The 22,415-nt window shown below is 35.1% G+C and carries 16 protein-coding genes, 1 tRNA gene and 1 pseudogene; 13 read left to right on the top strand and 5 right to left on the bottom strand.

Features of this window, described 5'->3' with window-relative positions; genetic code table 11:
* Nucleotides 1-34 precede the first annotated feature (34 nt).
* Nucleotides 35-1,315: a DUF6688 domain-containing protein gene (locus J4O15_RS13365; protein ID WP_009219108.1), complete on the top strand. Its 1,281-nt coding sequence runs from the start codon at nucleotides 35-37 to the stop codon at nucleotides 1,313-1,315.
* A gap of 35 nt (nucleotides 1,316-1,350) precedes the next feature.
* On the opposite strand, the gene J4O15_RS13360 is transcribed toward J4O15_RS13365, so the two are convergent.
* Both J4O15_RS13360 and J4O15_RS13355 read right to left on the bottom strand, forming a co-directional pair.
* Nucleotides 1,351-1,439 (bottom strand) — tRNA-Ser (locus J4O15_RS13360).
* 206 nt (nucleotides 1,440-1,645) lie between these two features.
* A complete protein-coding gene (locus J4O15_RS13355; protein WP_009219107.1) occupies nucleotides 1,646-2,065 on the bottom strand; it encodes a pyridoxamine 5'-phosphate oxidase family protein in 420 nt (139 codons plus the stop codon).
* Nucleotides 2,066-2,263: 198 nt separating this feature from the next.
* On the opposite strand from J4O15_RS13355, the gene J4O15_RS13350 reads away from it, so the two are divergent.
* Nucleotides 2,264-3,088: an amino acid ABC transporter substrate-binding protein gene (locus tag J4O15_RS13350; protein WP_208101108.1), complete on the top strand. Its 825-nt coding sequence runs from the start codon at nucleotides 2,264-2,266 to the stop codon at nucleotides 3,086-3,088.
* Nucleotides 3,089-3,143: 55 nt separating this feature from the next.
* On the opposite strand, the pseudogene J4O15_RS16560 reads toward J4O15_RS13350, so the two are convergent.
* A pseudogene (locus J4O15_RS16560) lies at nucleotides 3,144-3,307 on the bottom strand (pyridoxamine 5'-phosphate oxidase family protein); the annotation flags it as partial.
* A 190-nt stretch (nucleotides 3,308-3,497) separates the two neighbouring features.
* Here J4O15_RS16560 and serS point away from each other — a divergent pair.
* The 9 genes from serS to J4O15_RS13305 all read left to right on the top strand — a co-directional run bounded on the left by serS (nucleotide 3,498) and on the right by J4O15_RS13305 (nucleotide 18,650).
* Nucleotides 3,498-4,778, top strand: coding sequence for a serine--tRNA ligase (gene serS / locus J4O15_RS13345; RefSeq protein WP_208101107.1), 1,281 nt, complete (start codon nucleotides 3,498-3,500; stop codon nucleotides 4,776-4,778).
* 62 nt (nucleotides 4,779-4,840) lie between these two features.
* Nucleotides 4,841-5,209 carry a VOC family protein gene (locus J4O15_RS13340; RefSeq protein WP_208101106.1) on the top strand — a complete coding sequence of 123 codons (369 nt, stop codon included), beginning with the start codon at nucleotides 4,841-4,843 and terminating at the stop codon, nucleotides 5,207-5,209.
* Nucleotides 5,210-5,294: 85 nt separating this feature from the next.
* The gene (locus J4O15_RS13335) at nucleotides 5,295-6,494 is read left to right on the top strand and encodes an NADP-dependent isocitrate dehydrogenase (protein WP_208101105.1); all 1,200 of its coding nucleotides are present in this window, start codon (nucleotides 5,295-5,297) and stop codon (nucleotides 6,492-6,494) included.
* Between the two features lie 84 nt (nucleotides 6,495-6,578).
* A complete protein-coding gene (locus J4O15_RS13330) occupies nucleotides 6,579-9,944 on the top strand; it encodes a PD-(D/E)XK nuclease family protein (protein ID WP_208101104.1) in 3,366 nt (1,121 codons plus the stop codon).
* On the top strand, nucleotides 9,934-13,380 hold the full coding sequence (gene addA, locus J4O15_RS13325) for a helicase-exonuclease AddAB subunit AddA (RefSeq protein ID WP_208101311.1): 3,447 nt from the start codon (nucleotides 9,934-9,936) through the stop codon (nucleotides 13,378-13,380). Before J4O15_RS13330 ends, addA begins: the two co-directional genes overlap by 11 nt.
* Nucleotides 13,381-13,503: 123 nt before the next feature.
* Nucleotides 13,504-15,201, top strand: coding sequence for a flotillin family protein (locus J4O15_RS13320; RefSeq protein WP_208101103.1), 1,698 nt, complete (start codon nucleotides 13,504-13,506; stop codon nucleotides 15,199-15,201).
* Nucleotides 15,198-15,779: a Maf family protein gene (locus J4O15_RS13315; RefSeq protein ID WP_208101102.1), complete on the top strand. Its 582-nt coding sequence runs from the start codon at nucleotides 15,198-15,200 to the stop codon at nucleotides 15,777-15,779. The genes J4O15_RS13320 and J4O15_RS13315 overlap by 4 nt, the downstream gene beginning before the upstream one ends.
* Before the next feature lie 314 nt (nucleotides 15,780-16,093).
* Nucleotides 16,094-16,453: a BlaI/MecI/CopY family transcriptional regulator gene (locus J4O15_RS13310; protein WP_208101101.1), complete on the top strand. Its 360-nt coding sequence runs from the start codon at nucleotides 16,094-16,096 to the stop codon at nucleotides 16,451-16,453.
* A gap of 10 nt (nucleotides 16,454-16,463) precedes the next feature.
* Nucleotides 16,464-18,650 (top strand): M56 family metallopeptidase, encoded by a 2,187-nt coding sequence (locus J4O15_RS13305; protein WP_208101100.1) that lies wholly within the window; start codon nucleotides 16,464-16,466, stop codon nucleotides 18,648-18,650.
* Between the two features lie 171 nt (nucleotides 18,651-18,821).
* On the opposite strand, the gene J4O15_RS13300 is transcribed toward J4O15_RS13305, so the two are convergent.
* Together J4O15_RS13300 and J4O15_RS13295 are read right to left on the bottom strand one after the other, a co-directional pair.
* Nucleotides 18,822-19,817: an N-acetylmuramoyl-L-alanine amidase family protein gene (locus J4O15_RS13300; protein WP_208101099.1), complete on the bottom strand. Its 996-nt coding sequence runs from the start codon at nucleotides 19,815-19,817 to the stop codon at nucleotides 18,822-18,824.
* Nucleotides 19,818-19,935: 118 nt separating this feature from the next.
* Nucleotides 19,936-20,610 carry an MgtC/SapB family protein gene (locus J4O15_RS13295; RefSeq protein ID WP_208101098.1) on the bottom strand — a complete coding sequence of 225 codons (675 nt, stop codon included), beginning with the start codon at nucleotides 20,608-20,610 and terminating at the stop codon, nucleotides 19,936-19,938.
* A 171-nt stretch (nucleotides 20,611-20,781) separates the two neighbouring features.
* On the opposite strand from J4O15_RS13295, the gene nusB reads away from it, so the two are divergent.
* On the top strand, nucleotides 20,782-21,222 hold the full coding sequence (gene nusB / locus J4O15_RS13290; RefSeq protein ID WP_208101097.1) for a transcription antitermination factor NusB: 441 nt from the start codon (nucleotides 20,782-20,784) through the stop codon (nucleotides 21,220-21,222).
* A gap of 6 nt (nucleotides 21,223-21,228) precedes the next feature.
* Nucleotides 21,229-22,407 carry an exodeoxyribonuclease VII large subunit gene (xseA, locus tag J4O15_RS13285; RefSeq protein WP_208101096.1) on the top strand — a complete coding sequence of 393 codons (1,179 nt, stop codon included), beginning with the start codon at nucleotides 21,229-21,231 and terminating at the stop codon, nucleotides 22,405-22,407.
* Nucleotides 22,408-22,415 lie beyond the last annotated feature (8 nt).

Genomic DNA, 22,415 nt, shown 5'->3' with positions numbered 1-22,415 from the left:
TTTGCACTGTATAAAGGGTTGTACGGAGAAGAATATGAAAAAATATATATTTAGAATTTCCATACTGAACAGTATTATTATAAGCTATGTAATAGGATTATTTTTAGTTATAGGATGGACTATGATTGCCGCAATATCTTCCATTGGAGAATATGGAGAATTTAAGGATATAGCTGTCGGGGTTGTAGCCATTCCATTATGGGGAGGATTTGTAGGCGCCTTATTTGTATATCCTATAGTGTTGGCAGCATATCAACTGGCGATGCTCATCCTTGAAACAGATAAAACGATGACAAAAACAGGGGTGGGTTTTGACCAGATTGTAATATGGTATGGGCTTATTTTAGAATTTTTATATATTACACAGGCAAAATATACTACGGGTTCCGACTGGTATGAGCAGTTGCATAATTTAGAAAAACATACACCGATTTACTCAGGCTCCCTACTTACGGTTATTGTAATATTTTTGATAGGTGTTATAGGGTATTTTTATTTAAGATTTTGTCCGCTTAAGAAAATGCCGCCGCTTATGGCAGTATTTTCAATATCCGCCATGTATCTTTGGTTGATAGGAATAATTGTTTTTACCGTACAGGTTTACGGTGGTGAATCTATGATAGAAAGTACTCTTGATACATACCTTTTGACTTATCCTATTTGTATTTCTTTTATTATAATAAGGACAGTGCTTTGCAAGGTTCGTGAGTGGCATGAACTTGAGATGGAAAAAGAAAAAATAGAAAAAAACTCTTGTTTAAGCTTTTTTAATAAAATATTGTCAAAATCCGAACATTGGCCTGTATATGCCCTTATTCTTATGCTGCCTTTGCTTGGAATCATTATAGGTATATTATTACTTTTCGGCCAGGCACCGGATTCTGTTATAAAGGCTTGGACGGAGACTGCCGACTGGAGATTGTCAATGAAGGAAGCACCTCAAAATATCTATTATGATGAACACTATCTATGTACGGTAGCGGCAGGCGGGCATAAAAAGATTGTAAAGCCCTTAAGAAAAGGGGTACGCCACGGACATGAGGTAATTGTAAACAGGCAGCTCTGTGTGGCAAATGCCTTTGAACAGATCTTAGAAGAAAAAACACCACGCTTTCACAAACTTGTCAGGGGAATATATGACAGATACGGCTTTCCTGTTGCAAGGCTTATAAAGAGTAAATGGATTGCGGATATTATATATATTATGATGAAGCCTTTGGAATGGATATTCTTGATGGTGATTTATATGATTGATGTTCATCCGGAAAACAGAATAGCCACCCAGTATATGGGGAGGAAAATAGAATTAAAGTAAAAAAATGCTCCCAAGTCAGGGAGCATTTTTATAACCGGAGGCGAAGAGATTCGAACTCTCGTGCCACAAAAAGTGACAACCTGATTTCGAGTCAGGCTCGTTATGACCACTTCGATACACCTCCATGCTTAAGTATACCTAAATATGCCGATTAAATCAACTGAATTATTGCTTAATACGGATACAATTAATATATAAAATACAGGATTATAATACACAAATCTTACGAAAAATTGCAAATGGGAATAATTATAAATATATTATGGGTTGAATTATATAAGCAATTATGTAGAATAGTATAAATGAGGGCTGACAATTGTCAGCCCTCATTTATAACTTAATAGTCTGAATATCAGACAGATCTAAAGTAACAGTAGCTGTTTTAAAGTGTATTTCATATAATAACAATAAATTTCCTGCATGTTCTATTGTATTTTTGTAATCGGGTATCTTGTTACAAAAGCAATCTGCCAAATCAAAAACAGTTTGTTCGCTTCTTATGGCAATTCCTCTTGCCTTTATATGTTCATTGCCTTTTTTGGGGATTGTTGTAAAGGCTACGTTTCGATTTTGCTCTATTTCTTGTACTTTTTCATTATCTTTAAATGTTGCAAAATATATGACATTATTTTTAGGATTAAAATAATAGTTGACTATTCTAACATTTGGAATGCCGTCTGTTCCGATAGTTGCTAAAGCAAGGTCAGCCTGTGTGTCCATAATTCTTTGGAATTCTTTTATTGTATCCATGAAAACCTCCATTTTTATGATAAATGAATAATAAAATATGTATTTAAATATGATTAGTATAACAGATTTTTTATATGAGTACACAATATTTTTATACTTTACTATAGTAGAGAAATAAAGTGTTGACAGTTATACTTTAGCATGCTACTATAAGAAAGTGTTAAGGCAAAGCAGTAAAGAAAGTTATGAGGTGTATTTATGAAAAAAATTTATTTACTTGGAGTTTTAGCAACAATTATGTTGGCAGGCTGTTCATCAGCATCAACGGATACAAGTATAGCAGAAAGTAAGTTGACAGATGAGACTTCTATTGCAGGCACAGACACTAATACAACTTTTACGGTGGGATTTGATCAGGATTTTCCACCTATGGGGTTTGTTGGAGATGACGGGGAATTTACCGGATTTGATTTAGATCTGGCAGCAGAGGTGGCAAAGCGATTGGGCAAAGAGATAAAGTATCAGCCTATAGCCTGGGATGCAAAAGATATGGAACTTACATCCGGTAATATTGACTGTATTTGGAACGGCTTCAGCACACAGAACAGAGAAGATAAATATACATGGACAAAGCCATATATGAAAAATGATCAGGTATTTGTAGTAAGATCTGATTCTGATATCAATTCATTTGAGGATTTAGCAGGAAAAACAGTGGAGGTTCAGACGGATTCGTCAGCCGAAGCGGTATTAAAAGAAAATACGGAACTGTCAGGTACATTCGGTAAATTGCAAACTGTGGCTGATTTTAACACAGGTTTTATGGATCTTGAAATGGGTGGTGTGGATGCTTTGGCTATGAACAGCGTAGTGGCAAATTATCAGATCACAAAAAGAGGTGGAGAAGGTTTCAAGGTTTTGGATAAGCCACTTTCAAGTGAAGAATATGCGGTAGGATTTAAACTTGGAAATACAATATTGATGGATGAGGTGCAGACGGCACTTGAAGAGATGAAGGCAGACGGTACATTAAAGAGTATTTCTGAGAAATGGTTCGGTAAAGATGTTACTACATTAGAGTAACAGCATATATAGTGAACAATAATTTACCTGAACCATAAAATTAACAAATGACATGTACTTTTTCAATATCTTTAAATGTCGCAAAGTATATGACATTATTCTTAGAATTAAATAATAGTTGACTATTTTGACATTTGGAGTGCCGTCTGTTCCTATAGTTGCTAAAGCAAGTTCAGTCTGTGTGGCCATAATTCTTTGGAATTCTTTTATTGTATTCATGAAAACCTACATTTTTATGGTAAATGAATAATACAATATAGAAAAAGTGTTTTATCAAGCCGATATTGCGTGCAACTCAATACCAAGTTGGAATAGACATAAAAGCTCATTTGATGTATACTTTTTTCTATGTAAGATATCAGATGATATCATCTAAATATTGAGATATATGATAGAAGAAGGGGAAGCCATGATTGACATTAAATTTTTAAGAGAAAATCCGGATGTTGTAAGACAGAACATAAAAAATAAATTTCAGGATTTCAAACTTCCAATGGTTGACGAAGTTATAGAGCTTGATGAAAAGCTTAGAAAGACAAAGGCTGAGGCTGATGAACTCAGATCAAAGAGAAATAAGATATCAAAAGAAATCGGTGCATTGATGGCACAGGGTAAAAGGGAAGAGGCTGAGCAGGTAAAGGCATCTGTGGCAAGCATTGGTGAGACTTTGGCAGGTTTGGAGCCGCTTGAGGCTGAACTTGAAGAAAAAGTAAAAAAGATTATGATGACCATTCCAAATATCATTGATCCAAGTGTACCTATAGGCAAGGATGACAGTGAGAATGTGGAAATCGAGAAATTCGGTGAGCCTTTTGTACCTGAGTTTGAGATACCGTATCATACAGATATTATGGAAAAGCTAAGCGGTATAGATCTTGACAGTGCAAGAAAAGTAGCCGGAAACGGATTCTACTATCTTATGGGAGATATTGCAAGACTTCATTCCGCAGTGATATCTTATGCCAGAGACTTTATGATTGAGAGAGGATTTACATACTGCGTACCTCCGTTTATGATAAGATCGGAAGTGGTTACAGGTGTAATGAGCTTTGCGGAGATGGATGCTATGATGTATAAGATAGAGGGAGAGGATCTTTATCTTATAGGAACAAGTGAGCATTCTATGATTGGAAAGTTTATTGATACCTTAAATGAAGAGGCTAAGCTGCCATATACTCTTACATCTTATTCACCATGTTTCAGAAAAGAAAAGGGAGCACATGGTATTGAGGAGAGAGGAGTTTATCGTATACATCAGTTTGAAAAGCAGGAGATGATTGTTGTCTGCAAGCCTGAAGAGTCAAAGATGTGGTATGAGAAATTATGGCAAAACACAGTAGATCTTTTCAGGTCTCTTGATGTACCTGTAAGAACACTTGAGTGCTGCTCGGGAGACCTTGCAGATCTTAAGGTGAAATCCTGTGATGTGGAAGCATGGTCACCAAGACAGAAAAAATACTTTGAGGTAGGAAGCTGCTCAAATCTTGGAGATGCGCAGAGTAGAAGACTCAGAATCAGAGTAAAGGATGAAAACGGCAATAAATATTTTGCACATACACTCAATAATACAGTGGTTGCACCGCCTCGTATGCTTATCGCATTCCTTGAAAACAATCTAAATGAAGACGGAAGCATCAGAATACCGGTGGCACTCAGGCCATATATGGGTGGAAAAGAAGTTATAAAATAATATAAATATTATATACACCCTGTAGATATGCAGGGTGTATATTGCAATGAAAGGAGTACGGTTTGAATTTTTCATTTGCACATTTTAATTTTAATGTTTTTGATTTAGAGAAAAGCTTAAAGTTTTATAAGGAGGCACTGGGACTTGAGCCTGTAAGAACAAAGGAGGCATCTGACGGTTCCTTTACATTAGTTTATCTTGGAGATAAGTCCACAGGCTTTTTGCTGGAGCTTACATATCTTAGAGATAGAAAAGAGCCTTATAATTTAGGAGAACTTGAATATCACCTTGCTCTTGAGACGGATGATATGGAGGCGGCTCATAAGTTGCATGAGGAAATGGGTGTAATATGTTATGAAAATCCGGGGATGGGAATATATTTTATAAGTGATCCTGACGGATATTGGATAGAGATAGTACCTAAAAAATAATAGTATATTGTATTTGGAATGACAGTTATTTAAATTCTAAGAGTTTAATCGGCAAAATTTTATAAAAACAGATTTAGAGGTAAATATGGCAAAGATACAGATGATTACTCCACTTGTTGAGATGGATGGAGATGAGATGACAAGGATTCTTTGGAAGATGATTAAGGATGAACTTATTCTTCCATTTGTAGATTTAAAGAGTGAATATTATGACCTGGGATTAAAGCATAGAGATGAAACAGATGATAAGGTAACTGTAGAATCTGCAAATGCCACAAAGAGACTGGGGGTGGCTGTAAAATGTGCCACAATTACTCCTAATGCCGCAAGAGTAAAGGAATACGACTTAAAGGAGATGTGGAAATCTCCAAACGGTACTATCAGAGCCATATTGGATGGAACCGTGTTTAGAAAGCCTATATTGGTAAAGGGCATAGAGCCGAATGTCAGAACATGGAAAAAGCCTATTACCATTGCCCGCCACGCCTATGGTGATGTATATAAGAATACGGAGATGATTATAGACGAACCGGGTAAGGTGGAACTTGTATTTACAGACAGCAAGGGAAATGAGAAGAGAAGTCTTGTACATGAGTTTAAAGGAGCAGGTATAGCACAGGGGGTTCATAATGTGGATGCCTCTATAGAGAGCTTTGCAAGAGCCTGCTTTGAGTATGCTCTGAGCCAAAAGGAAGATTTGTGGTTTGCTACAAAGGATACCATCTCAAAGCAGTATGACCACACCTTTAAGGATATATTTGAAGAAATATATGAGGCTGAGTATAGAGAAAGGTTTGAAAAGCAAAATATCAGCTATTTTTATACTTTGATAGATGATGCTGTAGCCAGAGTAATGAAGTCTGAGGGCGGATTTATCTGGGCTTGTAAAAACTATGACGGTGATGTTATGAGTGATATGCTCTCATCAGCCTTCGGCTCTCTTGCGATGATGACCTCGGTTTTGGTTTCACCTGACGGCTGTTATGAATATGAGGCGGCACATGGTACCGTACAAAGGCATTATTATAAATACCTGAAAGGTGAGAGTACATCTTCAAATTCGGTTGCGACTATTTTTGCGTGGAGCGGAGCCCTAAGAAAGAGGGGAGAACTTGATAATCTCCCTGATTTGGTGGATTTTGCAAACAGACTTGAGAAGGCGACTCTTGATACCATTGAATCCGGTAAGATGACAGGAGACCTTGGTGCAATCTCAAATCTTGAAAATATTCAAATATTAAACAGTGAAGAATTTATACATGAGATTGCAAAAAAATTAAAATAATGTAATTTTAGGGGGATTACCCTTATACATGGTAATAAATGGCGGTTTCCTAAGGAAGCTGCCATTTTTAGAATTAGGAGAAATATGGGATATAGATTTTACATTGGAGCCTCAGGGGCGGGAAAAACATACAGGGCTTTTAATGATATTATAAATGAGTCGATAGAAAACAAAGATAAAAACTTTTTTATTATTGTGCCTGAGCAGTTTACCATGCAAACTCAAAAGGATATAGTGCAGATGCATCCAAGTCATGCAAGCAATAATATAGATGTACTGAGTTTTAACAGGCTTGCCTACAGAATATTTGAGGAACTTGATATTGAAAATCCGAAGCTTATAGATGAGCTTGATAAGGCACTTATACTTAGAAGAATAGCAAATAAGGTGGAACTTAAAGCATGGAAAAAGCAATTTCAAAAAGCAGGGTTTATAGATAATATAAAAGCACTTATTTCAGAATTTATGATGTATGATATAAGTGATGAATTTATAAAAGAGCAGCAGGAAAATAAGGATATAAATTCTCTTTTAAAAATCAAGCTGGAGGATATATATAAGCTGAAAAAGGGATTCGGCGATTATATAGCCGGGAAATACTTTACCAATGAACAGGTATTGGATATTTTAAATGAAAATATAATAAACAGTGAACTTTTGAAGGATTCCATTATTTTGCTGGACGGCTTTGCAGGCTTTACTCCTGTACAAAATCGTATAATATCCAATTTGATGAAGGCATGTGATGAGATAAGATTTTGTATAACTCTTGGTAAGAGGGTAAATCCGGATATAGAGCTTTCTGAAAGTGATTTATTTTTTACAAGCGGCAAAATGATATCTCAAATAAATGAGATGGCAAAAAAGGCTGATGTTAAAAGATTGGATGATATAAATCTGAATACAGGGGAAAATACCGGTTTTAGAAATTCTAAGGACCTGAATTTTTTCGAGGAACATTTTTTAAGATATGACGGAGAAAAGTCAGAGGATGTCTCCGATATTGAAATAAATTATTGTATGAATCCTTTAGAGGAAATAGATTTTGTGGCAAATAAGATATTAAAGCTTGTAAAGGATGAGGGATACAGATACAGAGATATTGCTATAATATACGGTGATTTGGAAGGAGTATCGGATTCTCTTATTAACAGATTTTCACAGCTTGAAATACCCTACTATCTGGATGAAAAGATGGATGTAAATAATAATGAACTGGTGGAATTTATCAATGCCTGTATAGCTTTGATAAGTGAAAACTTTTCTTATGATGCGGTCAACAGATATCTAAGACTTGGGCTTTTGGGATTTGAATGCAGAAAGGTATCATTACTGGATAATTATTTGCTTGAGAGCGGAATAAGGGGATATAAGAGATTGCACAGTGATTTTACATATCTCACCAAAAGCTTTACGGAGTCGGAACTTGAAGAGATAAATGAGTTTAAAAAGCTTGCAATGGAGAAAGTCTCTGTACTTTATACAGCTATGAGTAAGAGCAAAATAAATATAAAGGATGTATGTGATGCTTTCAGAAAAATATTTACAGAGCAGAATATAGAGGAAAAACTTGAAATTGTAAGAACAGAGCTGGAAGAGGTAAAGGATTTAAAAAGAGCCAGAGAATATGAAGGAGTATTGGATGAAGTATTAAGTCTGTTTGAAAGGCTGGAGCTTATACTTGAGGGAGAGAGTATAAGTAAAAAAGAACTTATTGATCTACTCCATACAGGTTTTGAAGAGATAAAGCTTGGAATGATACCTGACAGAGTTGACAGAGTGGTCATAGGTGATTTAAAAAGAACCAGACTTAGTGCTATAAAGGCTCTGTTTGTATGTGGAGCAAATGACGGCAAGCTGCCTACGGTAAAGGATGGCGGAGGTCTTATAAATGACAGAGAAAAAAGAGAATTAAAATCCATCGGGTTTAATCTTTCCGATACTGTAAGAGAGGATCTGTATACAGGAAGATTTTATTTATACAGGATGCTTACAAAACCGTCAAACAAGCTCTTTATAAGCCTTACAGGTATGGACTTTGACGGAAAGACAAACAGGCCTTCTATACTTATAAATATGATAAAAAGTATTTTTCCGAATATTGAAATCAAAAACAAAGAAGAGTTGGAAATTTATTCAAAGTTTGAAGCAAAGGAGTATTTAACTGAAAATCTCAGAAGATTGAGGGCAAAGGAGAATATAGACGAAAAGCTGTTAAAATATATATCCACATTCTTTGACAGAGATTTTATAAAGAAAATCACAGCAGCTGCAATGTATATATATAAAGACAGCGGTATAGGTGAGAGTGCGGCAAGAGAGCTTTTCGGTGAGGAGCTTCGTGTAAGTGTTACAAGACTTGAAAATTATAATGCCTGTCCTTTTGAGCATTTTATAAGTTATGGACTTGGAGTAGAGGAGAGAACGATTCACTCCTTTAATGCTGCGGATATAGGCAGTTTGGTACATGATATGCTTGAAAAATGCTTTAAATATGCAAAGTTTTCTAAAAAGAAAATTGCGGGAATGAGTGAAGGTGAGTTATATGCCTTGGTGGATGAAGCGGTAAAGGAAAGCATGGCTTATGACAAAAACAGTATCTTGGAGGAAAGTAAAAAGTCTAAAGTTCAACTTGAAAAGATAGTAAGAATGACTAAGCTTACAATGCTTGTGCTTGCAAAACAGCTTGAAGCCGGCAACTTTATACCATTTGATTTTGAGAGGATTTTCGGTGAAAAAGATAATCTTGAAGCATTAAATATTGATTTGAAAAACAATGCAAAGATGTATCTGAGAGGTAAAATTGACAGAGTGGATATCTGCGAGGAGAATGATAAAACACTTGTAAAAATAATTGATTACAAGACCGGAAATATGAAATGGGAAATGGATATGCCATATTACGGAAGAGCCTTGCAGCTTGTAATATATCTTGATGCGGTAATGGAACAATTGGCAAAGGAAGGAAGGGAGATTCTTCCGGCTGCATTTTTTTATTATCATATTGATGCGCCTTTTTTGACCAGAGATGAGGCAAAAAAGGAAAATGCCTTTTTAAAAAAGCTTAAGCCAAGCGGCATTGTAAATACCGATTTGGATATTATAAAACATTTGGATAAGAGCATTGAAACAGACAGTGATGTAATACCTGTATCAATAAAAAAAGACGGAAGTTTTTCGCAGTATTCAACTGTTGCAAGTACACAAAGGATAAATCTGCTTAGAAAATATGTAAAACAAAAGGCAAAAAAAACCGCCGAGAGTATTCTTAGCGGTGATATCGCTATCAAACCTTCACTAAGGCGAGGAGCTGCCAGATGCGATTATTGCCCATATAGTGCTATATGCGGATTTGATGAGGGAATAGAAGGATTTTCCTACAATAATCTGGCAAGAATAAAAGATAATGATGTTTGGGAAAAGATGGAGAGTGAAGAGCATGTGGACTGAGGCACAACAGGCGGCAATTGATATAAAAAAGGGAAGTATTCTGGTATCAGCCGCAGCCGGAAGCGGAAAGACCGCTGTTTTGGTGGAAAGAATTATAAAAAAGATAACGGATAGTAAAAATCCGATAGATGTGGATTCTCTTTTGGTAATGACCTTTACAAGAGCCGCAGCCGCATCTATGAAGGAAAAAATATACAATGCCCTCTTAAAGGAAATGGAAAAGTATGAGAATAATACAAAAGAATTTAAAAGATTAAAAGAACAGTCCATACTGCTTTCCTCGGCAAAGATAATGACCACCGACAGTTTCTGCCTTAGTATAATAAAAGAAAATATTGATAAAATTGATATCGATCCGGCATTTAATGTGGCTGATGAGAGTGAGATTTCACTTTTAAGGGCGGATACAATGGAAGAATTGCTTGAAAGTGAATATGAGGCGGCAAATGAGGATTTTATGGATCTTACGGATGCCTTTGCAAATACCAAGGGAGACAGAAGTATTTCCGAGTTTGTAGAAAGGCTCTACAGATTTGCAATCAGTAAGCCATGGCCGATAGAATGGCTGGACTCTTTGGTCGAGGGGGAAAGTAAATGGCAGGATTATATATACAGTGAGATTATAAAAAGTATTGATTCCATACTGGCTGATATAGAGGAAATTATAGGTATCTGCAATGAAGAGGAAGGACCGGCAAATTATTTGGATACTGTTTTGGAGGAGCAGTCTGCAATAGGTAAAATAAAGAAATCAGCGGATATATTTGAGCTTTCAAAAAATCTAAATAATATAAGTTTCGGCAGATTAAAAGCAGTAAGAAATGTTGATGAGGAGCTTAAAAACAAAGCTAAAGCATTGAGAGATAATTATAAGGAGACTATATCAAAGCTGGCGCAGGAGTATCTTTTTGATAAAGAAAGACTACTTGAAGAGGAAAGCAAAGAAAAGTCAAAGGTAAGAGCAATTGTCGATTTAACCAAAAAATATATTGCACTTTTTAATGAAAAAAAGAGGGAAAAGAATCTGGTGGATTTTTCCGATATAGAGCATTTGGCATTGGGCATATTGCTTGATGAAGAGAAGAAACCTACAGAGGTTGCATTAAGCTATAAAAGAGAGTTCAGTGAGATATATATTGATGAATATCAGGATTCAAACTATTTGCAGGAAGCTATAGTAATGGCTATAGAAAAGAACAATATCTTTATGGTAGGTGATGTAAAGCAGTCAATATACGGTTTCCGTCAGGCATCACCTGAACTTTTTATGGATAAATATAAGAGGTTCTCGCATTTTGAGAATACAAATCTTGAGGGTGAGGATGCAAAAAAGGTCATACTCAGTAAGAATTTCAGAAGCAGAAATAATGTATTAAAATCGGCAAATATCATTTTTAAAAAGGTGATGAAGGAAGATACCGGAGGCATTGAATATGATGATGATGCAGCCCTTTATCCGGGAGCGGATTTTGAAGAGGGAAATGAATATATAAGCGAAATAATGCTTACAGAGACCGGAGGTATTGAAGATGATACCTCATCTATAGAGCTTGAAGCAAGAGCCATTGCACAAAGAATAAAGGAGTTAAAGTCTGAGCTTAGAGTTGACGGAGGTCGCAAATTAAGGTATAGCGATATTGTAATTCTTGTTCGCACAAATATAGGAGAGGGAATTGCAAAGGTTTTAAATGATGAGAATATACCTGCATATGCGGAAAATAATAAGGGATATTTTAAAACCTTTGAGGTCAGAAAGATACTGGCGGTTCTGGCGGCAATTGACAATCCTTATTCAGATGTTGATCTTTGCGCTTTTCTTAATTCAAGCCTTGTAGGTATGACAGATCTTGAGATGGCTACTACAGTATCGGATTACAGGAAAGCACAGAATATAGAAAAGTCTGAAAAGATAAGAATGATGGATGCCATATTATATGAGAATGAGTCGGGGGATATATCGGAGGAAACAAGGAAAAAAATACAAAATGCGATTAAATTTTTAAATGAATACAGAAAAAAATCGGCATATATGAATATCGCCGCACTTTTACAGGATATCTATAATGAAACGGACTTTTTAAATCTGATATCCGCTATGCCGGGAGGTCAGGTCAGAAGAGCAAATCTGATGCTTCTTATAAATAAAGCCGGAACTTTCAGTAATTCAGGCTATAGCGGACTTTATAATTTTATCAGATATATTTCAAAGCTTAAGGACTTTGACAATGATTTCGGTGAGGCAAGTATTCTTTCAGAGAATGATGACATTGTAAGGATAATGACCATACATAAGTCAAAAGGGCTTGAGTTCCCGGTATGCTTCCTTGCATGCGCAAATAAACTTTTTAATAAGATGGACTTAAAGCAGGGTATGGTAATTGACAGCGAATTCGGACTTGGAGTTCAATATGTGGACAGCAAAAAAAATATAAAGGACAGCTCGATAAAACAGAATGTAATAAAACATAAGCTGAATGCAGATCTTATGGGTGAGGAATTAAGAGTATTATATGTAGCACTTACAAGAGCTATGGAGAAAATGATTATTTCAGGAAGTTGTAAGGATATAGATAAGGCTTTGGAAAAAAATAAGGATAATCCTAATTTCCTTGATATAAGATCCTGTAATTCATATCTGGATATGATACTTTTAAGTTTTGACAATGTAAATTTTGATATAAGAAAATATGACTATACCATGCTTTTAAAGGAGGAAGAAGAAACTCAAAAAGAGGTGGGGGATCTGCATAAGGTTTTTGAGTCTATTGATATAAAAGAGCATAATATATTAAAAAACAGGTTGGATTATGTCTATCCATACCTTGAAAACATTGATTTAAAGACCAAATTCTCCGTATCCGAAATAAAAAAGCTTTCACAAAGCGAAGAGTTTGAGATAAAGGATGTAAAAAGAGCAAAATCAAATTCATCGGATGCAAGCGAGCGAGGTAATGCATATCATAAACTTTTACAAAAAATGCATTATGAAAATATCGGTAAATTCAGTGATATAAAGGATTTTATAAGAGAGGAAATATCTTTATTAAAAAATAAAAAATACAGGGAACTTATAGATATAGATGATATTGTTAAATTTTTAAATACAAATCTTGGAGGAGAGTTTGTAAAACAGCATCAAAATCTTAAAAGAGAAAATCAGTTTATAATGGGATTATCCGCAAAGGAAGCAGGTATGGGAAGCAGTGACGAAACCATACTTATACAGGGAGTAATAGATGCCTATATAGAAAATGAGAACGGTATAATCTTAGTGGATTATAAGACGGATAATGTAAATAATGAGGATGTTCTTATAAACAGATATAGATCTCAGTTAATGCTGTATAAAAAGTCTCTGGAGATGAGTGCAGGTAAGACAGTACAGACTGTATATATATATTCATTTGCACTGGGAAAAGAGATTAGTTTGAAATAAAATAATCAGCATTTTGCATAAAAAAATAACATATTTTTCTACTATATCAATATATAAAAGTGGTATATAATGTAATTAGGATATTTTCCTGTAAACTTAAAAGAAAGGAAGTTTGGGTATAGTATGGATTTTGTACTTGATAGTTTTGAGTTGTCAACGGTGGTTGCCGTTGCAGTGGTTATTTTACTTATTCTTTTAATAATGGTGCTTGGTTATATAAAATCTCCACCGGATAAGGCTATTATTATATCAGGTTTTAGAAAGCCCAGAGTGCTTATCGGACAGGCAGGTATAAGGATTCCGTTTTTGGAGAGAGTGGATGTGCTTATAGTAAAGCAGATATCCGTAGATATAAAGACAAACGGTTATATTCCTACCAATGACTATATCGGTGTTGATATTGACGCTATAGCAAAGGTAAGGATAAAAACCGACAAAGACGGTATAGCATTGGCACAAAGAAACTTCCTGAATATGAAGGAAGGACAGATAGTGACTGCACTTACAGATTCCCTACAGGGAAATATGCGTGAGATTATAGGTACCGTAAAGCTTCAGGATCTGTGTACCAACAGAAAAGCATTCGGAGATCAGGTGCAGGAAAAAGCGCAGAATGATATGGCTGCTTTGGGTATTGAGATCATCTCATGTAATATACAAAAGATAAAGGATGAGAAGGATCTTATACTGGCATTAGGTCAGGACAATATGTCTCAGATTCAAAAATGTGCATCCATTGCCAAAGCACAGGCTGAAAGAGATGTTCAGATAGCAGATGCGTCTGCTAAAAAAGAGGCAAATGCCGCAAGAGTTGCAGCAGAAACGGAAATTGCACAAAGACTTACAGATCTGGAGATAAAAAAGGCGGAGCTTAAAGTGCAGACCGATACAGCAAAAGCTGAGGCTGATGCGGCTTATGAGATTCAAAAGCAGCAACAGGAGAAGAAAATTCAGACTGAGACCATCAATGCACAGATAGCCAGAGCGGAGAGAGAGTCGGAGCTTAAGGAAAGAGAGATTTCCATAAAGCAAAGACAGCTTGAGGCTGAGGTAAATAAGCAGGCTGATGCTGAAAAATACGCTACCGAGCAAAGAGCTACGGCGGATCTTATAAAAAGGCAGAGAGAGGCTGAGGCTACACGCTATGCTGCCGAACAGGAAGCTGCAGGTATTCGTGCAAAATATGAAGCTGAAGCCAACGGTATAGCACTAAAGGGTAAGGCTGAGGCTGAGGCTGCAAAAGCAAGAGGACTTGCCGAGGCGGAGGCTATGGAGAAAAAAGCCGAGGCTTATAATAAGTATAACCGTGCCGCAATGGTGGAAATGATCATAAAGGTATTACCTGAAATTGCAGGTAAGGTGGCTGAACCTCTAAAGCAGATCGATAAGATTACTATAGTGGGCGGAGGCTCGGATAACAGCGGTTTATCAAATGTAGCGGATAATGTTCCTCTTATGATGAAGAAAACCTTTGAGTCTGTAAAAGAGGTAACAGGTATAGATTTAACCGAAATAGTAAGAGCCGAGAGCTATGATGCAAAGGTAAATAAGAATGTAAATATTTCAGGACTTTCCGATATATTATCAAATGTACAGGTAAAGAATGTGACTGAAAAACCGGAGGATCAAAATGCTGAAAAAGCTGTAGTGTCCGACAAAGATACAAAAGAGGTTGTATCGCCTAATCAAGATATAAAAGAAGTCACATCGTCAGCTCATAATGCAAAAAAAGTTGCAAAAACAGATCAAAACACAAAAGAGATTACCTATAAGGAAGATCTGATTGACAATACAAAAGATAATAAGGACAAGGATGAATGATGGAAACAAAGATAATTCTTGCCTCGGCATCACCAAGAAGAAAAGAATTATTGGAGCAGATAGGCTTAGACTTTGAGATAATGGTCTCCGATAAAGAGACGAATATAGACAGTGATGATCCGAAAGAAGCCTGCAAAAAGCAGGCGATACAAAAGGCGGAGGATATTGTAAAAAAGGCTGAGTCAATATATAAAAATTATATTATAATATCTGCCGATACGATTGTAGCCTTTGAGGGGGAAATACTTGGGAAACCTAAGGACAGGTCTGATGCAAAGAGGATGCTTGAAGCCATATCGGGTAGAAAACACAGGGTGTATACAGCTGTATGTGTATATAATTCCATAAAAGGAAAATATGAGAGTTTTGTAGAGGATACCCTTGTGGAAGTGGCAAAATTATCAAAAGAAGAGATAGAAGATTATTTATCCAAAAAAGAGCCTTATGATAAGGCAGGTGCCTATGGGATACAGGGATATTTTTCAAGATATATTGTGGGAATAGAAGGCGATTACTACAATGTAATGGGGCTGCCCATAGGTAGGCTCTATAGAGAACATTTAAGGGGAATAGTATAATTTATATTCCATAAAAGAATTAAGAAAAACGATTGATCACTGTTTGAGTGAAAAGTGTTTTGCTTAATTCTTTTTTATTGAAAAATTTTACAAAAGAAGTTAATTTTGAAAAGCTATAGGAAAATAGTATTCATAGATAAACTCTGAGCTATTCATTGAAGTAATATTACTTTAAAAATGGGTGTAAAGGGAATATTGGTAGAGAAAGTAAATAAAGTGAAAATAAAACTACTGCAGTAGTATTGACTCATACAAAAGACTGTAGTAGTATATAGTTAAAACTACACCAGTCTTTTGTAAGGAGGAATATAAAAATGATTGTAAAATTATTTGATTCGGAGCTTAAAGTGATGAATGTTCTATGGAAAGAAGGAGACTGTACTGCCAAACATATCTCAAATGTACTGAAAGAAGAGATTGGTTGGAATATGAATACAACATATACTTTAATAAAGAGATGTATCAATAAGGGTGCAATTGAACGTTATGAACCAAACTTTATGTGTCATGCTGTTATTCGAAAAGAAAAAGTACAGATAGAAGAAACTAAGGAATTTATTGACAAGATGTTTGATGGATCTATTGATAAAATGTTTGCTGCATTAATTGGAAATAAACAGCTTTCGGAAAAACAGATTACGAAACTAAGAAATCTTATAGAAAATATAGAGTGAGGTGGGAAGAATGACACTAATACAAATGAGTATTTCTGCAACAATTTTGATAGCCATCATTACTTTAGTACGTGCCATATCCATAAATAAATTGCCAAAAAAAATTTTTATGTTTTTATGGGGGATTGTTTTATTTAGACTGCTTGTTCCAATTTCCATTGCATCTATTTTCAGTATACACTCCATAATACCGCAGAGTAAGGCATCATATTTATCTGAATCAATAAATGAATTGCCAATATTTTTAGATACTTCAGATATGCTTAGTGGGGACATTGGAAACGAGGTTGATATTCAAGGATTCCATAATGTAACTATTTCATTGTGGATAGTATTATGGATGGTAGGGTTTTTATTGTGTTCTATATATTTTATAATCGCATACCGTAGAGGAATAAAGAAATTTAAAAATTCTCTGCCGATTGAAACAGATTTTATCAGAGCGTGGGAAGAAAAACACCCTTTGAAAAGGATTCTTTCTATCCGTAGTTCTGACCAAATTCTCTCACCACTAAGTTATGGAATATTAAAACCTGTTATCTTATTGCCGAAAAATTTGAATTTTGATGACACAAATAGTATGAACTACATCTTGACACATGAATACATCCATATTTGTCATTTCGATGTTTTAACAAAAATGTTGATGATACTGGCATTAAGTATTCATTGGTTTAATCCAATGGTTTGGATTATGTTTTTACTACTTAACAGAGATATTGAGCTGGTATGTGATGAAACAGTTATTAAGATAATGGGAGAAAAAAACAAAAAATCTTATGCTCATATTTTGATAGATATGGAAATACAAAAGTCGGAATTTATTTCTATTTACAATAGTTTTAGCAGAAATGCGATTGAAGAAAGAATAGGTGCAATTATGAAAATGAAAAAAATGACAATTTTCTCATTGTTACTTGCAGTACTTCTGGGCTTAGGTGTGACTATGGCATTTGCTACATCTGAGGTATCAGACAAAGAAAAGACACAATTTATCGTATCTAATCTATCAGCAGAAGAATTTGAACAAATAACAGCTTTAAAGTTAGACGGATATGAAAATATGAGCATTTCAGATTATCAAAATAAAGTATGGGAAATTACAGATACTGTGGAATATAGAAATTTATTGGATCGTATTTTAAATGATGATGCTTTGTATAAACAAAAAGACAGAAATGCTATTGCTTCCTACTTATTCAATATACTGGAACCTCTTACTTCTGAAAGATGGCAAGAAAAAGAATTTGGAGGGTATGTCCAAACAAATTATAAGGAAGCTTCAGATAATGCTTTATTGGAGTATTCTTTTATTATGACTATTAAAAATCCCCAATTGATTACCGTTGGACAGTATGACAAAACGCGCTTGAGTATTAAAGATGAATTAGATGTTATTATAAATGATAAAACTTTGGAAGAGCTTCAAGATGAAGTATCTATGAATAAATATATAAGTTCAAAAATTGAAAGTATTAAAAATCAATATAATAGTGATGTATTGAAGGTTGATTTGAACTATAGCTATCACCCATTATCAGGTTTAAAAGCAGATAATACTATAGAAGCTCCGGTAGAAGAATATGAAGAAGGACAATATCCGAATGCTACAAGAGAAGACTATCAATCGTTACTTGCCCTTAAAACACCCAATTATAAAACAATGTCTGTTTCAGATTTTAATAGAAATCTGATGGAATGGGCTAATGAAAATTATAATCGGTTCGAACGAATAGCCATGGACTATACTCGTGAAGATTATAAAATTCCTTTATCCAAAGAGGAAAAAAACTTTATTGAACTTACTGTATGGGCATCAGGCACAGAAAATGCTGAATTGGTAAAGAGTTTGTACACATCTGAACATATACAAAATCCAATACTGAATGTAGAGCTTCCAAGAAAAGGATATTACTCTGAAAATGAATCATCTACATGGTGTAGCGGTTCTTATCAACTTTCTTACTACATTAAAAATAAAGATATACTCAGCATTGGTGAAAGAGATAATTATCTTAGTAATGTTTTGTCTGAAATAAAAAGATTTTGGGATGATACGGAAATACATATGATGATAAAAATGGATAAAAAAGAGATTGAAAAGAAGTTTAGCGATATTGCAATAAAAAGCTGCAATGATAAAATAACATTTTCGATTGTAGAAGGCCAAGTTTACCTCGATTACAGTAATCCTTAAAGATATATTTCGAGATTGTGCCACAAATTGAGTTGAAAAAGAAATAGAGATATTCTAAATTTAAAAGACAATAGTTTTTTTGACTTATACGTAAAAGAACTTGATATTCAATGAAAATACATAAAAGCGAAGCTTCATATCTAATGCTTCGCTTTTATGTATTTAATTTATTTAATTTCCGTCAGGATTCAGGCATTTGCCTTCTTTATCAAACTGATAACTTACTCCCATTATATCAATGGAGCGGTCTCTTGCCATCTTACCGTCCAAAAGCAAATAATACCATTCATCCTCACCCTTAGGTACCCATTCATTGGTTGCCATTGAGCCGTCGGAATGAACATAGTATGTATTGGTATCATCCTTTATCCATTTGTGCTTGGACATCTTACCGTCATAATTAAAATAATACCATTTGCCATTATCCTTATCCTGCACCCATTCTCCCTGTGCCATTGTTCCGGTGGAATGAAGATAATAATAATCATCCTTTATTTTTTGCCATCCGGTAAGCATGGAGCCGTTATTGCTAAGATAATACCAGGAACCGTCTATTACTTTCCAGCCTGTTGTTTTTCTGCCATTGGCATCGGAATAATACCAGGTGCCGTCCTTTTCCTCCCAATTGGTCTTTTCTACAACAGTTACATGAACGGATTTATTTATATCCATATATGATACTGAAATATTGGTTTCACCTGCTTTTTTTGGGCTTATTACACCCTGTACAACATCTGCAACCTCGGTATTTTCAGATGTCCAGACAGCAATCTGGCTGACATTTGTATATATACCGCCCTCCAAAAATATGGCTTCAATAGAAGGATTAAGTGACAGTTGCACATCCATATCGGTTGGAGTCACTATGAGATGTTTCTCCAGTTTATCCTCAGAATCAACACCTGAATTTGCAAGTGCAAGCTCGGTCATTTTTTTCTGAATGGAATCCACATCAAAACCATTTTGTAAATCAATGCCGGAACCGCTATATACATCACCGATATCCGTAGAACTGCGCAATTCTCTGATAAAGCCGGTCTTTCCTGCGTTGTCGGCAGCGGTAAAACTATTTTCAATAGATGAAGACTGATTGTTACTACATCCGGTTACTAAAAAACTACTACCAATAAAAACTGATAGAAATAAAAATGGTACAATACTTCTCATAATCCTCCAAAACAAATATACTCTAATATGTATTATATCTATTTAAAAATATCATTTCAATACATATTTTGAGAAAATACAGGAATCTTTTAAGTATTTCTTAATTTTGAAAAATATATCAATACAATTCCATAAAAAATATGATTTCCGGGGCATTTTTAACAAGATTTAATATAATATCATGGCTGTCCTTTGTTTTACCGCTTATTGTTAATGTGACAGCACCGTAATTATCGGGTACTATAAAATTTTTTGAAAATTCAAGTGAAACTATATCCAGATCATTTTGCCTTATATGATTTAAAAAATCACTGAAGGGCATTTTATTATCATATTCTAAGTATAACTCAACAGTGGTGGAGTTTTTTCGCAAAAGTCCCTCAAGTTTTTGCAGTAATGCCATAACGGCAAATATGGCTATACCGCCTGCTATTGCACATTCATAAAATCCTATACCTATAGTCAGACCGCAACAGGCTGCTGCCCATATACCGGCTGCTGTGGTAATTCCTTTTACCTGGTTGCGCCCTGTAAGGATTATTGTTCCGGCACCCAAAAATCCCACACCGCTTACAACCTGTGCCCCAAGCCTTGTAGGATCTCCGCTGTCAAACATTTGATACACATATTGGTTTGTCATCATAACAATTGTGGAACCGAGGCAAACCAAAATATAGGTTCTAAAACCGGCAGGTCTGTTTTTCCTTTCACGGTCAAATCCCAGTATTCCTCCTATGAATAAAGACAGTATAATGCGAAGTATCATAGAGTAAAAGTTTAATTCTCTAAACATACACACTCCTTAAAATATTTATGTGCCTATTATATATGTTATACCGTATAAGGTAAATATACAGATGCAGCTATTTAGAGTTCGCCTTTAATAAAGGGGGCGTACTTCTTGCTTTTAGACCTTCTATAAGCTATAATTATGTGATTATATGTAAACAATATGGAGGATTATATGACAAGGCATTTGCTAAGGGAACATTGTTTTAAAATATTATTCGGCTTGGATTTTTATGCTGATGAAGAAATCAAAGTTCAAACAGATAATTATTTTGAATCGCCGTCTTTAGAGGATGAAGATGATGAACTGATTCATGATGCAAATTTCAGTGATGTAGATATAGAATATATAAAGTCAAAAGCAATGCTGGTAATGGATAATAAATCCGAAATAGATAAAATAATCAGCGAACTCTCACAGGGTTGGAAGCTTGAAAGAATAGGAAGAGTGGAAAGAAATATTCTAAGGCTTGCTATAGCTGAGATGAAATATGATGATGATATACCTGTAAGTGTAGCTATAAATGAGGCTGTAGAACTGGCAAAAGCATATGGCAGAGATGAGTCTTATTCATTTGTAAATGCCATATTGTCAAAGGTCGGCATAGAGGAGTAATGTGATATGGTTTATTCTGTGTCCAAAGTAAATGCATATATAAAAAATATGTTTATGCAGGACTTTGTGCTAAATAAGATATCAGTAGAGGGAGAAGTAAGTAATTGCACCTATGCAAACTCAAATCATATATATTTTACCATAAAGGATGAAGGAGGGACCTTATCTGCGGTGATGTTTGCCAGTCAGAGAGGAGGTCTCTCTTTTGATATGAAAAGAGGGCAAAAGGTTATTGTTACCGGCAATATTTCCTGCTATGAAAAAGAAGGAAAGTACCAGCTGTATGCGAGTAAAATAGAGGAAGCGGGCAAGGGTGATTTATATGAAAAGTATCTTCAGTTAAAAGAAAAACTTGAAGATATGGGTATGTTTGATCAAAGCTATAAAAGAGAAATACCGAGATTTGTTCAAAGTATCGGAGTGGCGACAGCACAAACGGGAGCGGTAATAAATGATATACAAAATGTAAGTTACAGAAGAAATCCCTATGTCAGGATAGTTCTTGCCCCATGCCTTGTACAGGGAGAGATGGCGCCAAAAAGCATTATTTCAGCTATAAAAAAGCTGGATAAAATGAATCTTGATGTTTTAATAGTGGGAAGAGGCGGAGGCTCCATAGAAGATCTGTATTGTTTTAATGATGAGGAACTTGCAAATACTATTTTTAATGCAAAAACCCCTATAATAAGTGCAGTCGGGCATGAGACGGATTTTACAATAGCTGATTTTGTGGCTGATTTAAGAGCCCCTACACCAAGTGCGGCTGCTGAAATAGCCAATTTTATATATGATGATTATATGTATACTTTGGATTATTACAAAAGGAAATTGAGCGAATCTGTGGAGAGAAAAATAGATTATGCCAAAAGAGATCTGGATATGCTGCTTATAAGATTAAATACATTAAGCCCGCAGATAAGACTTAGAGAGCAAAAACAAAGACTGGAAAACTTTTCAAAAATATTGCAAAATAGCTTTAGGAATACTTTGGAAAACAAAAAGATATCACTTGAAAATCTGGCTAAAAGGCTTGAGAGTTCTTCGCCTTTAAAAAGATTATCGGGCGGATATGCATATATAAGTGATGAGAACAATAAGAAGGTATTAAGTGCAAAAACCTTAAAGCCTGATGAGGAAATAAATATATTTTTTTCTGATGGAAAGCTAAGGGCAAAGGTTTTATAATAAGGGGA

Source organism: Lachnoanaerobaculum sp. Marseille-Q4761 (assembly GCF_017565785.1).
Classification (GTDB): Bacteria; Bacillota; Clostridia; order Lachnospirales; family Lachnospiraceae; genus Lachnoanaerobaculum.
This window is presented reverse-complemented; position numbering and strand designations above follow the sequence as displayed.